Genomic DNA, 19,654 nt, shown 5'->3' with positions numbered 1-19,654 from the left:
CGTCCCTTCACAGACCGGGGCGTTGTAGTTTACCGTTACGGTTGGCCTTTCATTTACAACAACGGTTTCAAATGTTGTTCCGTCACTTGAACAGCCTTTGTTGTCGGTAACCGTAATATAGTAATCCCCCTCGTTAACCTCTACTGCATTTGCAATCACCGCATTTTGAGAGTCGACACTGTAACCGTTGGGCCCGCTCCAACTAAATGTGGTGTATGTGCCCGAGCCTCCGCTAGGTGTTGAGCCCACATTGATATCCGACCCCTGGCAAACAGGACTGTTGCTGTTGGCGGTTATGCTTGGGTTAGAATTTACTGTGACAGTGACACTTGTTGTAACACTACAAGAAGTTATACTATTTGTTATCGTTAGATTATATGTAGTTGTAACTACAGGCGACACATCCCAAGAAGCAGCACTACTTGTATTTCCAGCACCATCATCCCATAAATAATCTACATTTGGATCCATATCCGTTGTAGCACTCAAAGTAGTCTTTTCGCCATAACAAATCTCTGAATTAGGGCTGATTGAGTTTATTACCGGGTTATCATGAACGGTAACCAGTATATTGCCATTCATGTTCTTATTACATGAATTATCTGCAGCATTAACGGCGTCCACATAATAAGTAGTATTTGTACCTGGGTTAACGGTAAAATCAATCGAACTTCCACTTCCGTTTATCAGAAACCCAACATCATTACCATCCGAATCTTTAAGTTGATAATCTATTCCTAGTTCGGAATTCCCCAAAGTCAAAATCACCGGATCACCGGGACAAACAAAAGGATCTTCTGATGTTAATTCAAATACTGTTGGTGTTTGGTTGAGAATGGTATAATCGGAACCAATACTTAGAGGAGTATATCCAGCATCATATTGATAATAATCGAAATAAATTCGTGCCCCATAGTATTTAGGGTCTACCCTATCTGTATGAAACTCCAACACAGTAGAAGTACCGCTACCCGAAACATCTGCCCAATCAGCATGATATTCAACTGAGCCTAAAACAGTTCGTATTTGCCATACAATACTTGCAGCATCATCGTGCCAACTGGTTGGAGTAATATTAACCTGTCCTTCCTCAGAACAATAACTTGAAGCAATATTCGGATTATTTCCATTTCCCCCTTTTAAGGAAGGGAAACCTTTTTCCAAAGCATCTTTATAAAATTCACTTTGCGCTTTGGAATAAGTCTTCAGATCTTCATCCGTTTGCGCAAACAAAACAGACGAAACGCCAAGCAAATTCCATACGAATAAAATGAATAGTGTAAGGTATATTTTTCTCATCCTATAATGATTAATGTCTCCTAGTTCCAATAATAAAATTCAGCGCAAATAGAAAAACCTTAAAAAAAACAATCGCCGCCAAGGTCCCAAAATGGCAACGGTTCCAACCAGATTCTGTTAAATTAGTTGGGTGTGTTCTTTTATTATTTCTATTTGTTATAAACTTATCTATCCTATATAGATAATTGCTATTTCAAAACCCTAATAGCTCAATTATCACAAATTAGGGTCACAGTTCAACTCGTTCAAAACAACATCAAAACAGCCAATTAGACTTACCTACTGGCGGTTTAACCATTTTCTACGAGTAATCTGCGTATTAGTTTCAATAGCTGAGTATTCTGTAATATTTTTTTGTCAAACACATCATTTATATTATGAACGCATAAAAGTCCATGTTTAAAACCATTTGATAAATCTTAACTATATATTATGCCTTTCTCCTATTTATCAGAAACCACAATTGGGCAAATACGAACTCAAGGCCATGCCAACAGGTAATACAACAAAACACTCAAATAAACACAACTATTCCCCAATGGCCCGTTTAATAAGCTTTCCGTACTTGGGATTTTCTTCCATGGCTATACGCGCTACCTTGATGTAACTGCTTAACCAGTGTTGCATCACTACAGTTTCTTTCTTTGTTTTATGATTTAGCATACGAACCACCCCGGTAATTTTAACACATTCCGAAGAAAGTGCGTTTAACTCCTTCAACCTGGTTTTGACGTCTTCTATTTCTTTTAAGGTCACCCCAAAGCCTTCCAGAGTGGCGATATAGTTTTTATTAACCAATAAATTATCAATAAACACCACTACTTGCGACATCCATTTTTCGTAGGTTCTTGCTCTCGCTCCCGTTAATAGTAGGGCTTCCTGTGCTTCAACATCGTCTAAAAAAGCTATTCTGGATAACTTCAAAAACTTCATATATTTTTTATGCACTTCAGTTTGAACTTTCTTTTTCTTCGCAAACATTCGTTTTTTTATCAAACTTTGTTTAGCCACCTCAATATTTAAGCGTTCAAGACCTTCAGCCAGTCTTTTTCCCTCTGCAAGTTTCCTGCTGTCATACCCATATCCGCCTACCACCTTACGAATATCATCCACATCAGCACTCTTTGATGTAATATCCTTAAGTTTATATAGATATTCTTTTTTAGTATGTTTAGTATAATGCATAAAATATAATTCTTAATTTAACTATTTATTATTAATAGTTTAATCATTATTGGAATCATTTAACAAACTAAAATTAAATTTATTGAATATACAAATTATTTATATCTTATTTTGATATGTAGGTATCTTTTTTATTAATGTAATATCATTTACAAAATTAGAATTGTTTATTTATTATTCAGACATGTTAAAATATTATTTAGAATAGTTAAAATATATAATAGACTATCAATAACCAATATAAGACCGATGTAGTTAATATTATATCTGATTATAAGATAAATAAGAACGATCTGATACTTAATAATAATAATGAATATAAAATTTTTCTACAATTCTTAAGAAAAATATACTCTTCTTATTCAAAACAATTATATTTGACGTTGCAGAAATAGCACACTAAGCAGCATTATATGTACCTTTTTTACGAGCCGGATTTTTCGAATAATGGAAATATTCTATCTCAGGACGAATCAAAACATTGTATTCGTGTCCTACGTCATCAAGTCGGAGATATAATTTCAGTGATGGATGGCATAGGTTGCAGGTATTCAGCGGAAATTATTGATGCTAATCCGAAAAAATGTACATTAAAAATTGTTGAAACAAATACTGAAGAACGAAGACCATTTTCGCTCCATATGGCTGTGGCCCCCACAAAAAACATTGACCGTTTTGAATGGTTTTTAGAAAAAGCAACGGAAATGGGTATTGAAGAAATAACACCTATTATATGTGATCATTCCGAAAGAAAAGTAATTAAACCGGAAAGATTGGAGAAAGTAATTGTTTCAGCTTCCAAACAATCGCTTAAAGCCTATATACCAAAGTTGAATCGGCTTGTTACGTTTAAGGAATTCGTCAACAACAAATCAACTGCCAACTGTTTTATTGCACATTGCGAAAACATGCCCAAGCAATTGTTGAGAACTGTTTACGAGCCAAATTCAGACGCCGTTATATTAATTGGTCCGGAAGGTGATTTTTCGCCAGGTGAGATTCAAATGGCAACGGATCATCAATTTAAGGCCATTAGTTTGGGCAAAGAACGTTTAAGAACTGAGACAGCTGCCATAATGGGGTGTGCAACAATTAATTTAATCAATCAAAAAGACTAAACGTAATCGGCCAAAGTTTGACGGCCCAAAAAATCCTTAAACTCGCAAGCCAAGGCAGAAGCCAAATCGCCCATGATACATTTATTGAATGGGCATCGCTCTTTGTTTCCCGGACAACCCTGGACTTCAACAGGCCCTTCAATTACCTCGTACAGTTCCAACAAGGTTATATCCTTGGGATCTTTTTTTATGACAAATCCACCACTTGGTCCCCTATTGGAGGACACAAAATTTTCTTTTGCTAAACGTTGAAATACTTTTGCCACATGATGTCTGGAACTATCAATCATTTCTGAAATCTGATTCACGTTTAGTTTATGATCTGTTTTTGCGATTAAGACCATACCATGCAGTGCTATGGAAGCAGCTTCGGATAGAGTTATAATTTTGGACATTTGCGATTGCTTTATTTAATACTAAAATACCTAATAGCTATTTGTTCCTACAAATAAAACGATTTGAATCGGTAAATAAAAGTCTTAAATACTAAAATAGAACATAAAAAAACCCGCACCAACAGGTGCGGGTCTGTGTTATATGATTGACAAGCAACTTATTTGCTTTCTTCAACCAATGTTTTAGTTGGTAAATCACAAACTTCACTGGGGCCGAAATATTGGATAGGACCAGGATATACATACTTGGTATTTTCCGCCCAATCGTCACGATTAGCTGTTAACGCTTTAAATGGGGCACCATCTAGTTTTACAAGCGCTTTTTGAATAACAGGCTTCATTTGACCATGACGACGCTCCATGTTCATCATCATAGTTACAGGTACACCACCTGCTATCCACTTATCTGCAGGAGCCGTTAAGTTACGAACAGATGCCATATAACCCGTTTTTCCTTCTGCAATAAGAATAGAAGCAGTATAACCCAATGAATAACAATAATCAGCATCGAAGTTAGATGGTGCGGCACATCGTCCTTCGTAACCAAAGAAGTGCCCTTGAGCAGAGAATTTACCCGTATATTGGCCAGCTTTCTTCATTTTCTTCAACTTAGCCTTAACCATATCAATTAATAACTTCTCGGTTTCAATTAACGATACTTGAACGTTTCCATGTGGGTCACGGTCTAACATTAACTGGTTAGCGATACTGTTTGGCAGGCTTCTGAATACCTCAGCCATATCTGCAGATAATTTTGCCGATAAGTAACCTCTCTTCTCACTGTTCGTTTCAAGAACATTTACTTCTTCCTCGTTATGTGCTAATAAGTCGTTAAGCTCGGCAATTAGTTTTTTCATAGCAGGAATAAACTCAACTAATCCTTCAGGAATTAAAACAGTACCGAAATTCTCACCTTTTGCAGCACGTTTTGCAACAATATTGGCAATATACTCAACTACCTGATCAAGACTCATATTTTTAGCCTCTACCTCTTCAGAGATAATTGTTACGTTAGGCTGAGTTTGAAGCGCACACTCTAAACCAATATGAGAAGCAGAACGTCCCATTAATTTAATGAAGTGCCAGTATTTTTTAGCTGAGTTCGCATCGCGTTGTATGTTACCAATCAACTCGCTATATACCTTACATGCGGTATCGAAACCAAACGAGGTTTCAATCATTTCGTTTTTAAGGTCACCATCGATCGTTTTAGGGCAACCAATTACTTGTACTCCCGCATTTTTTTGTTTGTAATATTCGGCAAGCACACATGCATTGGTGTTTGAATCATCTCCACCTATAATCACGAGCGCATTAATGCCTAATGCCTTACAGTTTTCAAGACCTTTATCGAATTGAGCTTCTTCTTCTAACTTGGTACGTCCGGAACCAATGATATCAAAACCACCCGTGTTTCTGTAATGGTCAATGATGTCGTCTGTTAATTCAGCGTAATCATTGTTCACCAATCCACCAGGACCGCCCAGGAAACCATATACTTTATTAGCTGGGTTCAGTTTTTTCAACCCGTCGTAAATACCTGAAATTACGTTATGGCCACCAGGAGCCTGACCTCCCGATAAAATTAAACCAACGCTAATTGCTTTTGTTACTGCAGAAGATTCTCCTGCTTCGAAGCTTAATACAGGCATTCCATACGTATTAGGGAAAAGTTTTTTGATATCATCCTGGTCTGCAACAGACTCAGTATTTTTTCCTTCTACAATTTTTACAGATCCTTTAAGTGCCGCAGGCAATTTTGGAGCGTAGCTCTCACGTGCGATTTGAAGTGGACTTTTAATCATCTTATCCAAATTAAATATAGTTTTTAGAAAATAATCTTTTTCAATTCTTCTGAAAAGCACCAAGTTAGAAACATGATCAAACTCACTTTTTCAGATGCTGCAAAAATGTTTATATTTTTTCAATTTAAAAAAAAATACAGGCTTATATTTACAATTTAACACTTATTTAAACTCGATCTCTTTCGGATATAATAGTTTATGCTTAGCAGAAGATAAGCTAGGGGACTTATTGATGGCAAAATAGATTTTGCATAAAAAACCAAATACCGAAGTATACACGGCATATCGTTTATGATTTAAATAGATAATCTTAATACCTCATATAGCCAGACACCATTATATAAGCCCACCCATTTTCCTATATTCAACAGGCGTGGTTCCTACAATTCTCTTAAAAATTCGAGTATAATACTGTTGACTATTAAAGCCGGCCTCTTCGCTGATTTGTTTTTGGTTTTTTGCTGTTGTTATTAAAAGTTCCTGTGCCTTTTCAATCCTTTTAATGTTGATATAATCATTAGGCAACATATGTGTGATCTTTTTAAACTGGCGTGAAAAGTGATCTTTTGAGCAACATGCTATTTCTGCTAATTCTTCCAATTTGATATCCCTGTGCAAGTTGGTCGATATGTGTCTGAATACATTGGTAAGCTTATACTGCGTTTTTAAGCTTACTTCTTTTTTAAGATCGGTTTCAATAAAACGCGAAAACAACTGTTTTAAAATACCAATGGTCTCTAACTGCGCACTATTGGAAGTAGAGGTAAAATCATTGACCGACCAGTTTCGATGTTCATAGATATTAGGATCTGAATATTTCAAAGCGATATTCGGATTAATTTCGAGTAATCTTTGAAATAAAGCATAGTCTAAATCGGTAGCTCTCACCTCATTTTTTATAGAAATACGATCAAAAATCTTTACGCCATCCGACAACTTATGTGAAAAATGCAAATAATACTGCGAAATTGGTTCCACACAGTGATAACTACACAATGTATAGCTGGGAATCAGATAGAGGTATCCTGCTTTTAACTGATGCATCTTATTTTTAGGCATAATAACTCCCTCACCCCCGGTAATCAAATATATGCGAGAAAAAGGACTAACAATATTGGAATAATTCCATTCCGTACCTACCTTAATTTTGGAAGCGTTATAAATATGAACCTTTATGTCATCAATTAAACCCGGTGCAAGCATAATAAAATTATTTACGTCAAGTCTTCAAATATAACTCATTATATCGGATTTGTACAAAACACCATCGGATATTTGAACCGTTCCCGATAATAAACGGACTAGCTTTGTAAGCTGATCAAAGAACTTAAAAATCTATATTATGACATCAAAAGAAAGAGTATATGCAACCATAAACCGGGAAAAAGTTGACTACCCTGCCTCCTGGTTAGGGCTACCGGTTCCCCCGGCCCTACCGAATTTATATAAACACTTCAATGTAAGCAGTATTGAAGGATTAAAAAAATCTATAAAGGATGATGTATGGCCCATAGAAGTGCCCTACCACAACGCTCCTTTTAATGATGTTGGCTGTGCCCTGCAATTTGCGAAGCCCACAAGTATAGGAACCCAGGACGAACGTACTTTGACTGCACCGGGCTTTTTCCAGGGAAAAACAGACCCTGCCGAGATTGACTCCTTTGACTGGCCCAACCCAGCAGATTACCTGGATATTGAAGAATCTAAAAAACTAGTGACTGAAGTATCCGATGATTATTTTAAGATGGGTATCATGTGGAGCGCTCATTTTCAGGATACTTGTGCCGCTTTTGGAATGGAAGATGCACTGATTACCATGATGATGTACCCGGATATGTTTCAGGCGGTAATTGATAAAATTACAGGTTTTTACCTTGAATTAAACAAAATGTTTTATGAAGCTACCAAAGGAAAATTGGATGGTGTATTAATTGGTAATGATTTCGGAAGTCAAACTGCTTTAATGGTTGATCCGGATATGTTACGCACTTATGTTTTCCCGGGAACTAAAAAACTAGTAGATCAAGCTAAGAGTTATGGCCTAAAAGTCCTCCACCACTCTTGTGGTTCCATCTTCCCAATCATCAACGACCTATATGATATGGGGGTAGATATTGTACACCCTATACAAGCTCTGGCTGCTGATATGAGCGCTGAAAATCTTAGTGAGAAAATTGAGAATGGAGTTTTCTGTGGAGGTGTGGATGCGCAAGAGTTATTGGTGAATGGTACTCCTGAGGAAATAAAAAAACGTGTTACTCAACTTAAAAAATTGTTTCCGACCGGTTTAATTATTTCCCCTAGTCACGAGGCCATTTTACCTGATATTGCCCCGGAGAATATCCAAGCTATTTTTGACGCGGTTAAATCATAATTATTTGTGTCTTTTTTGCTGGTTGAGGGGTGATAATATCTTCAATTAATTAGATATTTACAGAAACAATATTAGTCAACACCAATTAACAATAACAAAGTTGAAATTTGTTTTTAGCAACCTCTTTTAGACCTACAATTTCAATCTAACTCAGGTTCATAAACCGTTAAAAACAAAACATTAACAATTTCTAAATAAAAATAATATGAGTGCATTACTCACAGGTTTTATCCTTCTATTTTCGGCTAGTATCAGCCAGGGTACAATGGGGTATGGTCAAAAAAGATTTCAACCCATGAGCTGGGAAGCGTACTGGTTTCTTTTCTGTATTCTTTCGATGATAGCTGTACCTTTAATTTGGATAAACATAGTTATTCCCGATCCCGTTGCAGCACTACAAGCGGTTGCTACTAAAAATATGCTTATCGCCGCAACAATGGGCGCATTATGGGGAATTGGTGCTTTAATGTGGGCAAAAGCGCTGGTATTCCTTGGCTTGTCGATTACTTATGGCATTGGTATGAGCATGAGTGCGATGATAGGTTCTCTTGGGGTACTTTTTCGTGGTGAAAACATCTGGGTTAAAACGTCGACATACTGGATTCTGACCGGTATTGCCGTGTTAATATTGGGGATTCTTATTATTACATTGGCCGGTGCTAAACGAGAGAAAATAAAAGGCGACCTGCCCGATGTATCATCGTTATCGAAAGGGATGCTAGTGCTTATGTTTGTTTTTGCCTTTGCAAATGGAATATTCAGCTCAGGCCTACCATTGGGGTTTGACCGAGTTCAAGTTGCCGCAGATACTGCAATCTTACAGGGAGCGGAACCTTATAATGCGTCGTTGTTAAATTGGGTGTATGTATTTATCGGTGGACTGGCAATACAGGCTGGTTATGCATTTGTTATGATGTTGAAAAATAAAACATTTAATTCGTTCACCACACCCGGGGTATGGAAAGCATATCTTACTGCATCTATTACCGCTGTACTTTGGTTTGCACCATTGGCTTTGTTTGGTATGTCAACAGCTGTACTTGGCGACTTAGGAAAAGTAATAGGGTGGCCAATATATTGCGCACTTGCCGTAATAGCATCAAATATTTTAGCCTATTTCACAGGTGAGTGGAAGGGCGCTATGAAACCGTTCTGGCAAATGCTGTTAGGTGTTTTTGTGCTGATTGTTTCGCTGGTATTATTTGGCTATGCGGACACTTTAGCAGGATAGAAAGAGCAGACAACAACGATGAGAAGTAAGATTTAAAATTAAAAAATGAAAAAGAAAATATTATTTCTACTATTAACGGTAGTAGTTTCAGGGCTTATTGCCCAAAAAAAATATAAAGCCGAATGGGAATCGCTAAAACAATACGAGATTCCGCAATGGTATAAAGACGCCAAATTTGGAATATTTATTCATTGGGGTCCAACAACGGTACCTGCCTACGATTCGGAATGGTATGGGTATCACATGTGGAAAGAAGAAACTGTAGATGCCTTAGGGAATCCATCTCAGAAAGCGTCCAGGGCTTATAAATACCATACCGAGAACTATGGGAAACCGGAAGATTACGGCTACACCAAATTTATTCCGGAATTCAAAGCTGAAGATTTTAATGCCAAAGAATGGGTTGATTTATTTAAAGCAGCCGGTGCAAAGTATGTGGTTCCTGTTGGAGAACACTGTGATGGTTTTGCTATGTACAATTCTAAAATTACTCGTTGGAACTCGGTAAAAATGGGTCCGAAAAAAGATATTGTGGGTAGCTTGTTTAAAGAAGCGCGTAAGCAAGATTTAAAAGTCGGTGTTTCTTCGCATTATGCCTATGGTTGGCATTGGTGGACTTATAAAGATAAATTTGAAACCACCAATCCTGAATTACAGGATTTTTACTGGGAACCACACGAAAGATGGGCTCCTGCTTCCGAAGCTTTTGTAAAACATTGGTACAACAGAACCTTGGATATGATGACGCAGTACAAACCAGATTTATTATGGTTCGACCTTGGGCTTTGCGAACCGGAATACGAAGAAGCCAGGAAAAAACTGCTTGCCAATTATTATAACCAAGGTTTAAAGAACAATCAGGAGGTGGTTCTTAACTACAAAAACATCAAATGGAAACCAATCCCCGACGGAGCTGCTGTTTTGGATATAGAAAGTGGTAAATTAGACAGGATCAGAGAAGAAACCTGGCAAACAGATATGTCGCTAGGTGGTTGGCGATGGGGATACTCCAACGGTTATACCATGCGACCAGCTTCAGGATATATCAACGACTTAATTGATATTGTAAGCAAAAATGGTGTTTTACTATTAAATGTAGCACCTAACAAACATGGAGTTATACCCAATGACCAAAAATCTATTTTATTAGAGATTGGTGCCTGGTTAAAAGTGAATGGTGAAGGTATTTACGAAACCACACCATTTACTATATTCGGAGAAGGGCCTACCAATGCCAAAATGGTTTTACATGGCAATATGAAGGATAAAGGGTTTTCTTCGGAAGATATTAGGTTCACCCAAAAGGGTCAAACCATATATGCCTTTTGGCTAAAGCCCGACCAAAGAAAATCCATTAGTATAAATGCATTTGGTGCAAATAACCGGATTGTTAATGATGCGATTAAAGCGGTTACTATCCTGGGATATGAAAAAGACATCAAATGGATTCAACAAAACGATGAATTGGTAATTGAATTACCACGGGGTACCAACCTAAAAAATGCTTTAGGGATCAAAATTGAACTTGAAAATGCCCCAGGTGATATCTTCAAAACTAAACAATAGAATAATGTAAAAGGTTGTACTATCGTGCAACCTTTGTTTTATTAATCCCTTAGTATTGAATATGATTCCCCTAAAAGAAATAGCTCTATCATATATCAGCACTGGTAATTACAAGTATCCGGATACTTTTGTTTTTTTTAGTTTAAGGCATCGTATTTTTACGAGTTATAAAATACCTTAACTCACGATAATTTTTTCCAAGAAAAAAGGATTGCTCTACAGAACAATCCTTTTTTTATTTCCTAATAAATTTCGGTTAGCTTTTCAAAAGCTCAACTATTTTAATTTTAATGGTTTTAGCTGCTTTATTTTTAGCATCAAAACCTAAAGCTTTATCTGCTAGGCTGTCTGCCTGATCAAATTCAGCTTTGGCTTTTCCTTTGATAGCATCCCATTGATCGCGGTTGGCATCCGTTCTGGTATTTAAAATAGATATTCCATTGGTAAAGAATTCATTGGCTTGTTTAACATAGTGTTTTCCAAGCTCTTTTTTCATATAACCAATATACTTGCTATTTGGGAACTCTTCAACACCGGCCAAGAGTACTTTTTCCATATCGTCCATTTTATCCATAGATTTGTACGCCATACCCGAGTAGAAAGTAGCTACATCTTCTTTGTAACCTAACTCCTTCGACTGTGCATAATACTTAAGTGCCTTTTCATTGTTTTTAAGTTTCCTTGCACATGTAGCCGTATTATAAACCATCGCAGCATCCATATCCTCAGATTCGTCCCAAGCTTCTATGGCAGCCTCAAAAGAAGCCAATGCTGTTTTGTAATCCTTCGCTTTTAAAGCGGCATTTCCTTCGTTTTTGAATTCGGCTGCACTTTTCTCCTCTTGCGCATAAGCAGCCCCTAACATTGTGAATAACAATAATGTTACCGATAGAATGTTCTTCATAATCTTTGTCTTTTATTATTTTATGTTATGAGTTTACAATTTTAGATTCGTAAAAATAACTTTTTTTTTAAAAATCTTAACAATTGTGAAACATTTCGTTAAAAAAATTACAATAACTGTGCCTATTTCAAAAGAAAATCTTTCAACTCATTCAAAGTAGCTTTCAGTTGAATATTTCTGGGCTCTCCGGCCATAAAAGCTTGCAAGCGTTCCGGAACCTCCACTTTTCTTCCAATTACATTCTCCACCACTTCCGGAAACTTGGCGGGATGGGCTGTTTCCAGAAAAATTCCTTTTTCACCTTTTTTTAATTTACTTTCCAGGGCCATAAACCCGGTGGCTCCATGAGGATCTAATATATAGTTGCACGTTTCATCTACCCTTTTTATCCCGGCCCTAATTTCATCATCGGTATACGAAAGACCTTCAACCTTTGCCCTAACCACCTCATGACTAGAGTCAAACAAATCCATTATGCGTACAAAGTTACTTGGATCACCAACATCCATGGCATTGGCTACAGTCGATTTAGATGGTGCCGGCACATATTCACCGGTCTCTAAATATTTAGGAACAATATCGTTTATATTTGTTGCGGCTATAAAGTTTTTTACCGGGAGTCCCATCACCTGAGCAACCAATCCGGCTGTAATGTTTCCAAAGTTACCACTGGGAACACAAAATACGATGTCATCCTTAATTCCTGCTTTTCTTAATTGGGCATATCCATGATGGTAGTACACCGATTGCGGTAAAAGACGAGCTAGATTGATTGAATTGGCCGAGGTAAGGACCAGTTTCTCGTTCAGCTCTTTATCCATAAAAGCCTCCTTTACCATGCGCTGACAATCATCAAACGTACCATCCACTTCAATAGATGTTATGTTCTCACCAAGAGTGGTGAACTGCTTTTCTTGCACCTCACTGACCAAACCTTTGGGATATAGCACAAATACATTTATTCCGGGAACTTTATAAAAACCATTGGCTACGGCACTTCCTGTATCCCCGGATGTGGCCACCAAAATATTTACTTCCTTTTCCTGATCCCCTACAAAGTAAGAAAGTATACGAGCCATAAAACGGGCCCCAACATCTTTAAAAGCCAAGGTTGGCCCATGAAACAATTCCAGTGAATAAATATCTTCATCCACAGCTACCACCGGAATATCAAAATTTAACGCATCGATTACAATGGTTTTAAACTTTTCTTCCGGTATATCAGGACAGAAGAATGGTTTCAACACTTCAAAACCAATTTCCTGTAAAGTTTTATTCTGAATATTATCAAAAAACGAAGCTTCCAACTGAGGAATAACTTCGGGCATAAAAAGTCCTTTGTCGGCAGCCAATCCCCTTAGAACAGCTTCTTTCAGGCTTACTTTAACACCTGGTGAATTAGTACTATAAAATCGCATCTTTATACTATCTAGGTTAAGGTGGGCTGTAAAGGTTACAGGCCACCTTTATAAGTTTACTCTCAATCGTTCATTTTATTTTAAAAGCTCTTGCATAAACTCGGGGCCGTAGAGAGTGCCGTAAGCTCCCTCTTTAGCTGCATCCTCATTATATTCCTTAACGGAATCTGGTGCCTGTCCGGGTTTTACTATAAAAAACGGTACCGCATCTCTGGTATGTGTTTTTATCGCACATGGTGTTGGATGATCGGGCAATAGAGCAATCGTTACCGGTTCGTCCATCTTTTCAACTTCCTCTATTACATATTTCACCACTCTTTCGTCGAGATATTCTATGGTCTTTGTTTTTAATACGTGGTCGCCTTCGTGTCCTGCTTCGTCACTGGCCTCAATATGTAAAAACACATATTGGTTTTCTTTTAAAGCTTTTATGGCGGCTTCGGCCTTGCCTTCGTAATTTGTATCGTACAAACCTGTAGAACCTTCCACATGAACACCTTTTAGTCCGGCATAAGCTCCCAATCCGTATATTAAATCCACCGCCGAAATAACTACACCTGATTCTATTCCATATAGTTCTTTCATAGTTGGCATGTCGGGAGTGTTACCTGCGGACCATGGCCAGATCATATCAGCCGCCGGTTTGCCAGCATCTCTCCTCTTCATATTCACAGGATGATCTTTCAACAGTTCTTTTGACTTTAACATTAAATCAACCACGATATCTATGGTAGCCTGAGCGCCATCTCCCTTTGCAGTTGGCAATACTTCCTTAAATGGAGTGCCTGTCACGTCGTGAGGAGGCACACAGTTAATTTTATCACTTCCGCCTTTCACCACCATCAAATGACGATAACTCACGCCCGGGTAAAAACTTACGATATCCGATCCTAATTTTTCCTGAAGGAATTCCATTATTTCCTTGGCCTCCTCTGTAGAAATATGTCCTGCGGAATGATTTAAAATTTTTTCATCCTCAATTGAAATCAGGTTGCAGCGGAAAACCAAATCATCCAAAGAAGTTTTCACTCCCATAGAAGCCGCTTCGAGTACACCTCTTCCCCTGTAATACTTGGCTGCATCATACCCCATCACCATCATATTGGCCACTTCGCTACCCGGGTGCAATGACGGTGGCACCGTATCCAAAAGACCAGAAACACCTTTGGCACATAAGTTATCGATATGAGGCGTTTTTGCCGCCATCAAAGGCGTTTTATTTCCCAATTCCTTTAACGGTTCATCAGAAGCCCCATCTGCTAATATTACTAAATATTTCATTTTAATCTTTTTTAATCAGTTACCAAGACATTTATTTATTCGCAACTTTTATAATATCAGCAAACACTCCGGCTGCGGTGACTTCTGCCCCTGCACCATAGCCTTTAATTTGCATTGGATGTTCTTTATAATGTTCCGAGTTAATCAAAATAATGTTGTTACTTCCTTCCAACTCATAAAAAGGATGTTTGTTGTCTATTTCGATAAAGCCAACCACAGCTTTTCCATTTTCAAGTTTGGCACCATATCTCAGCTTTTTTCCTTGTGCCACGAGCTGCTTTCTTTGATCTTCAAATATGGAATCATGGTTTTTAATTTCCTCCATAAATGCATCCAGCGATTCGCAGTCCATGTATTTCTGCGGCACAAACGGAACAACATCAATATCAGACTGCTCCAATGGGTAACCTGCTTCCCTGGCTAAGATAAGAATCTTACGCACCACATCGGTTCCACTCAGGTCGATCCTTGGATCCGGTTCGCTATATCCCAAATCCTTGGCATCTTGAATTACTTCCGACAAGGGCTTGTTTTCATCTACCGTATTCACAATATAATTTAATGTTCCCGATAAAACCGCCTCCAATTTAAGGATTTTATCGCCGCTCATCACCAAATCATTCAAAGGTCCAATAATTGGCAACCCGGCTCCCACATTGGTTTCAAACAAGAATTTAACTCCTTTGTTTAAGGCTGTTGATTTTAATTTTTGATACAGTTCATATTTCGACGAACTCGCAATTTTATTAGCTGTTACCACCGAAACGTTGGAATCTAAAACTTCTTGATATATGGAGGCAATCGTTTCGTTGGCGGTACAATCCACCAAAACACTGTTGCCCAGGTTATACTCAACAATGCGCTCTTTAAATACCTGTAGGTTGGCAATTTCTCCCTGCTCCATCAGGTCGCCCAAAATATTCCTGCTATCAAGTCCTTGCGGGTTCAACAACATTTTTCGGCTATTGGTAATTCCTGCTATCCTGATTTTAAGCTTGTTATCAGCAAACAGCTTTTCTGTTTGAGCGTTAATTTTTTCGATTAACATTTTACCAACCGTACCGGTACCCACCAAAAACAAGTTAATCCTGGAAAACTGGGAAAGGAAGAAAGCTTCGTGTGCAGTATTTAACCCTTTCTTCAGATCTTTCTCTTTTACCACAAAAGAAATATTTAACTCCGAAGCCCCCTGTGCAATAGCAAAAATATTTATTCCGTTTTTACCCATGCTTTCAAACAAAGTGCCGGATACCCCGGTAGTATGTTTCATATTCTCCCCTACAATTGCAATAATTGCCATGTTCATCTCAACGGAGATATTGTTGATTTGATTTAACGCAATTTCCACATTAAATTCCTCCTGCACCAATTTTACCGCGGTATCGGCAGTTTGGGAGTCAATAACTACACTAATAGAATTCTCCGAGGAAGCCTGGGAAATAAGTATTACGTTGATGTTTTTTAGTGCCAATGATTTAAATAGGCGCATGGCAATACCTGTAACGCCAATCATCCCTAGGCCTTGCACCGTAAGTAATGAAACATTTTTGATAGAAGAAATTCCCTTGATCTTTTTCCCCTGCATAGGTTCTTTTTGATCGTTGATCAAAGTCCCTTTAGCTTCAGGATTAAAGGTGTTTTTAATCAGTATAGGTATGTTCTTTTTGTATACAGGCAAAATAGTAGGCGGAAAAATCACTTTGGCACCAAAATGCGATAGCTCCATCGCTTCGGAATAACTTAATTTGTCGATACAATAGGCGCGGCTAATAATTCTTGGATCGGCAGTCATAAAGCCGTTTACATCTGTCCAAATTTCCAGGATGGAAGCATCAAATGTCGCTGCCAAAATAGCGGCAGTATAATCGGATCCTCCCCTGCCTAAAGTGGTTATTTCGTTTTTTTTATTGGTTGCAATAAAGCCAGGAAAAACAGCCACCTTACCAATCTCATCTTTCACCTTCATCAACTGAGATTCTGTCGATTTAAAATCTACAGAATCTTTACCGAACACATTGTCTGTAATGATATATTTGTGGGATTCAAATAAAGCAGCCCCTTCTATCAGTTCGGAAATTATAAAAGAAGAAATTCTTTCTCCGAAACTTGAAATAATAGCCTTACTTTTTGAAGTAACCTCTTTTAACAGGAACACTCCTTTGATAATGGTACTGACCTCTTCAAAAAGCTGATCTACTCTAAATTTAATAGTTTGAGCCTTATCCAGAGGAAATAGCTCACTAATTATTTTATAATGCTTTTCTTTAACTTCACTGGATACGTCAAAACATTCCTGGTTTCCTTCTTCCGCCAGGTGGGCAGCTTTAATCAACTGATCGGTGACCCCACCTACCGCGGAAACCACCACAATAATTTGCTCCTGTTGGGATTCAACAATGTTTTTAACTTTTAATATGCTATCCGAAGAACCTACGGACGTTCCTCCAAATTTTAAGACCTTCATACAAATTTATTAATGATGAGCCATATAGAAAATAATATATGGTATTATGTTTAACACAAGCTATTAAGAGAATATTGCAATTGCTCAATGAACTATTTCAATGTTAATCAAAAGTAAAATACTAAAAATAATGCTTTTGAAAACAATCTCAGGTGGATGTTTATATTAAATAAACTACCTGACGGCAGGAGAATAACAGCTAGACCCCCCAAGGGGTAATGGTTGACGTAGAAATAGTGGTGATAATATGGGAAAAATTATAAACCATAGCTGTAAATGCGTTTTGCTTTTCTATTATACTGCAAAAATAGACATTTAATTCAATCCCCAAAATTAAAACATGACTTTTGCCATGATTTTAAGGTTTGATAACATTGGGAGAAATTATCCAACTTGTTCGAACCCAAACCAGAACACCTCAATCAATCATTAAACGCATTATGATTCTCCTTGGCTTGTGCAAGTCCATTCATAAATTTCAACCATGCAATCTTTTATGATTCGGGATTTAATCATTTACTTAACCAGGCGTTGTATATATTTTACTTAAATATTTGTCGCTTTTTTGAAATTATATTTTGATATACTTCTATAATTCGATGGGGATTCTTGCACAAAATAATACAACCCTCCCCAATTGTGCTTCACTTGATAAAATACTTTTTGATACTCCCCATTCTTAATGATTACGCGGGTTATCACCTTCCCCTTGAGATCATGTATTTCAATCGATTTTCCTTCGGGATAAGATTCCCTTAATGGTGGTAACCCGAAAGGGCTTTTTTCTTTCACTATCGTTTTTTTGGATTTTGACGGTACAGGGGAGGATCCAGTCGATACAGTTTCTTGTTGCTTAATCTCAACATGCTTTTGATATTGTATAGCCGTTTTTTCCTGTTCTTTTAGCAAGACATTTTTTGGGGGCTCAGCTTTTGTAGCGACACTCCTTTGCCATGATTGATAATCTCTTTTAATTTTTTCCAGTCTTTTGTTAACCACCAACTGATAATCTAAATCGTAATCAAAATCATGTTTAACATTAGAATATTGGATTTTAGCCACAGGTTTTTTAAAAAAAGCAGTATCCACATTTGGAAACGTGGGAAAAAGTTCCACCAAAATCTCATACGGGTAGATATTTTTTTTATCCACAAAACCTGGTACTTGTGTTGAGAAACTGACTTTTTTACCTATGTAGCCAGGTTTAGAAAAACAGAAGTGAAAATTAGTGTTCCATGAAAGATACGTAATAAAATCCCCGTTAACATCCACGGGCACCCTTTTTTCATGGTATCCATTAATCACCGACAAGCTAACTTTTGACGCTTTACCATCCCTGATATAAACTGTCCCCCTTACAGGGTACAATCCCTGTGCCTGGATAGTGAGGCATCCAAGTTCGAGAATGATAAAACCAAATAAGAGTATTTTCCCCATATAGGTAATGACTTTATATGGGGCTAAAATAGACAATTAAGAATGAAATACCAATAACGGGGTTGTTGAATGGAATAACATTTTCTTCGCTATAGATGGATTCAATAACCTGGAAATAAGGCTGCGCTTAAAGGTGGTAAATGCCAGAATATTGATGTTATCAGACAGGACAAAACGCTCCACCCCCACCCAAAAATCCTCGTTTTCTAATAATTTAAAATCAAGCTCCTTACCAATGTCGTTGCGTCTAAAATGTTCTATCAGCCCGTCCATTCTAACTCTATCTTTTTCGATATTATTACCGGCGGTAATATGCGCACATTTAACACTCACATCAAGGGCTTTGATAATTCCAGACAATTTTTCGATAGATACAAAGTCACTGTCCCCAAACACGGACAAATAGCCAATGTTAATTATTTTATCCATCCCTTCGTATTTAAAACCCTCTGGCACAGCCAAAACAGGCACTTTGGCACCTTCGATTATCTCCGCGGTAACACTTCCGATCAAATCCACTGCTTTCTTATCGGCGCCCCGTGTTCCCATTACTATCAAAGAGGGTTTGTAAATCTCACTGTAGGTAAGAATTTCATGTTCTGCAATCCCTCGGCTTAGTTCGGTATGGATCTTTACACCTTCAATCCTATTTTCAACAACTCGTTTTTCCAGTCCTTCCTTTAATTCTTGCAATTTTTTTTCACTCTCCTCTTTCAACTCAAAACTAACCTCGTCTGAATTAATATCGTATACGAAAGAATCACTGAACGGCAGGCCTGCATTCATTGGTGAGTAGTACGCATTGAACAAAGTCAGTTCGCCCTTGCTTCGCGAAACCCAGTCAAAAGCAATATCAACAGCTTTCTGAGAGTATTGCGAAAAATCGACCGGAACCAGGAATTTTATTCTATCTTTCTTTTTCGCCTTAGAAGGAGATGAATCATAATCCGATTCCCGGATGGAATCAAACACGATAAGGGCTTGCTCAAAATCAACTTCTTTTATATTTACTTTAACTCCAGCCGATACAGCTCCCTGAATAAGGTTTATATGCTCCAGAAAGCACTCTACTCCCTCATTTGCCAGCAAAGTTTTTACTACTTGTGCTTTCTCGAATGACAATGTTGCTAAGGTGATTATTTTATCTTCCATGACCAAAAATTGTTTAGACTGTTCC

General features: G+C 37.7%; 15 protein-coding genes. 4 read left to right on the top strand and 11 right to left on the bottom strand.

What is annotated here, in order from left to right; all coding sequences use genetic code 11:
• A partial coding sequence (locus tag ACT29I_RS18945; protein WP_444794142.1) for a hypothetical protein occupies positions 1 to 1,299 on the bottom strand: 1,299 nt, incomplete at its 3' end.
• A 528-nt stretch (positions 1,300 to 1,827) separates the two neighbouring features.
• Positions 1,828 to 2,484 carry a hypothetical protein gene (locus ACT29I_RS18940; RefSeq protein ID WP_430931407.1) on the bottom strand — a complete coding sequence of 219 codons (657 nt, stop codon included), beginning with the start codon at positions 2,482 to 2,484 and terminating at the stop codon, positions 1,828 to 1,830.
• Between the two features lie 413 nt (positions 2,485 to 2,897).
• Between ACT29I_RS18940 and ACT29I_RS18935 the strand changes: the two genes are divergently transcribed.
• Positions 2,898 to 3,602, top strand: a complete 705-nt coding sequence (locus ACT29I_RS18935; protein WP_430931406.1) for a 16S rRNA (uracil(1498)-N(3))-methyltransferase — start codon at positions 2,898 to 2,900, stop codon at positions 3,600 to 3,602.
• Here the strand turns inward: ACT29I_RS18935 and ACT29I_RS18930 are convergent.
• The 3 genes from ACT29I_RS18930 to ACT29I_RS18920 form a co-directional block, all read right to left on the bottom strand.
• A complete protein-coding gene (locus ACT29I_RS18930; protein WP_430931405.1) occupies positions 3,599 to 3,997 on the bottom strand; it encodes an RrF2 family transcriptional regulator in 399 nt (132 codons plus the stop codon). The two genes, ACT29I_RS18935 and ACT29I_RS18930, sit on opposite strands and share 4 nt — an antisense overlap.
• 158 nt (positions 3,998 to 4,155) lie before the next feature.
• Positions 4,156 to 5,802 carry a diphosphate--fructose-6-phosphate 1-phosphotransferase gene (locus ACT29I_RS18925; protein ID WP_430931404.1) on the bottom strand — a complete coding sequence of 549 codons (1,647 nt, stop codon included), beginning with the start codon at positions 5,800 to 5,802 and terminating at the stop codon, positions 4,156 to 4,158.
• Positions 5,803 to 6,138: 336 nt separating this feature from the next.
• Entirely contained in the window at positions 6,139 to 7,005 is an 867-nt protein-coding gene (locus tag ACT29I_RS18920; protein ID WP_430931403.1) for an AraC family transcriptional regulator, read from the bottom strand.
• A 139-nt stretch (positions 7,006 to 7,144) separates the two neighbouring features.
• On the opposite strand from ACT29I_RS18920, the gene ACT29I_RS18915 reads away from it, so the two are divergent.
• From ACT29I_RS18915 to ACT29I_RS18905, 3 genes are all read left to right on the top strand, one after another.
• Positions 7,145 to 8,176, top strand: coding sequence for a uroporphyrinogen decarboxylase family protein (locus tag ACT29I_RS18915; RefSeq protein ID WP_430931402.1), 1,032 nt, complete (start codon positions 7,145 to 7,147; stop codon positions 8,174 to 8,176).
• A 205-nt stretch (positions 8,177 to 8,381) separates the two neighbouring features.
• Positions 8,382 to 9,407: an L-rhamnose/proton symporter RhaT gene (locus tag ACT29I_RS18910; RefSeq protein ID WP_430931401.1), complete on the top strand. Its 1,026-nt coding sequence runs from the start codon at positions 8,382 to 8,384 to the stop codon at positions 9,405 to 9,407.
• Between the two features lie 45 nt (positions 9,408 to 9,452).
• The gene (locus ACT29I_RS18905; protein WP_430931400.1) at positions 9,453 to 10,973 is read left to right on the top strand and encodes an alpha-L-fucosidase; all 1,521 of its coding nucleotides are present in this window, start codon (positions 9,453 to 9,455) and stop codon (positions 10,971 to 10,973) included.
• Between the two features lie 256 nt (positions 10,974 to 11,229).
• Here the strand turns inward: ACT29I_RS18905 and ACT29I_RS18900 are convergent, their stop codons facing one another.
• The 6 genes from ACT29I_RS18900 to ACT29I_RS18875 all read right to left on the bottom strand — a co-directional run bounded on the left by ACT29I_RS18900 (position 11,230) and on the right by ACT29I_RS18875 (position 19,629).
• Entirely contained in the window at positions 11,230 to 11,877 is a 648-nt protein-coding gene (locus tag ACT29I_RS18900) for a tetratricopeptide repeat protein (protein ID WP_430931399.1), read from the bottom strand.
• Positions 11,878 to 11,999: 122 nt separating this feature from the next.
• Complete coding sequence (gene thrC, locus ACT29I_RS18895) at positions 12,000 to 13,295, bottom strand: threonine synthase (RefSeq protein WP_430931398.1); 1,296 nt, start codon at positions 13,293 to 13,295, stop codon at positions 12,000 to 12,002.
• A gap of 75 nt (positions 13,296 to 13,370) precedes the next feature.
• Positions 13,371 to 14,576 (bottom strand): cofactor-independent phosphoglycerate mutase, encoded by a 1,206-nt coding sequence (locus ACT29I_RS18890; protein WP_430931397.1) that lies wholly within the window; start codon positions 14,574 to 14,576, stop codon positions 13,371 to 13,373.
• A gap of 31 nt (positions 14,577 to 14,607) precedes the next feature.
• On the bottom strand, positions 14,608 to 17,040 hold the full coding sequence (thrA, locus tag ACT29I_RS18885) for a bifunctional aspartate kinase/homoserine dehydrogenase I (protein ID WP_430931396.1): 2,433 nt from the start codon (positions 17,038 to 17,040) through the stop codon (positions 14,608 to 14,610).
• 546 nt (positions 17,041 to 17,586) lie between these two features.
• Complete coding sequence (locus tag ACT29I_RS18880) at positions 17,587 to 18,477, bottom strand: hypothetical protein (RefSeq protein WP_430931395.1); 891 nt, start codon at positions 18,475 to 18,477, stop codon at positions 17,587 to 17,589.
• Positions 18,478 to 18,513: 36 nt separating this feature from the next.
• Positions 18,514 to 19,629 carry a universal stress protein gene (locus ACT29I_RS18875; RefSeq protein WP_430931394.1) on the bottom strand — a complete coding sequence of 372 codons (1,116 nt, stop codon included), beginning with the start codon at positions 19,627 to 19,629 and terminating at the stop codon, positions 18,514 to 18,516.
• Positions 19,630 to 19,654 lie beyond the last annotated feature (25 nt).

The organism is Saccharicrinis sp. GN24d3 (genome assembly GCF_052400645.1).
Lineage (GTDB): Bacteria > Bacteroidota > Bacteroidia > Bacteroidales > Marinilabiliaceae > Saccharicrinis.
This window is presented reverse-complemented; position numbering and strand designations above follow the sequence as displayed.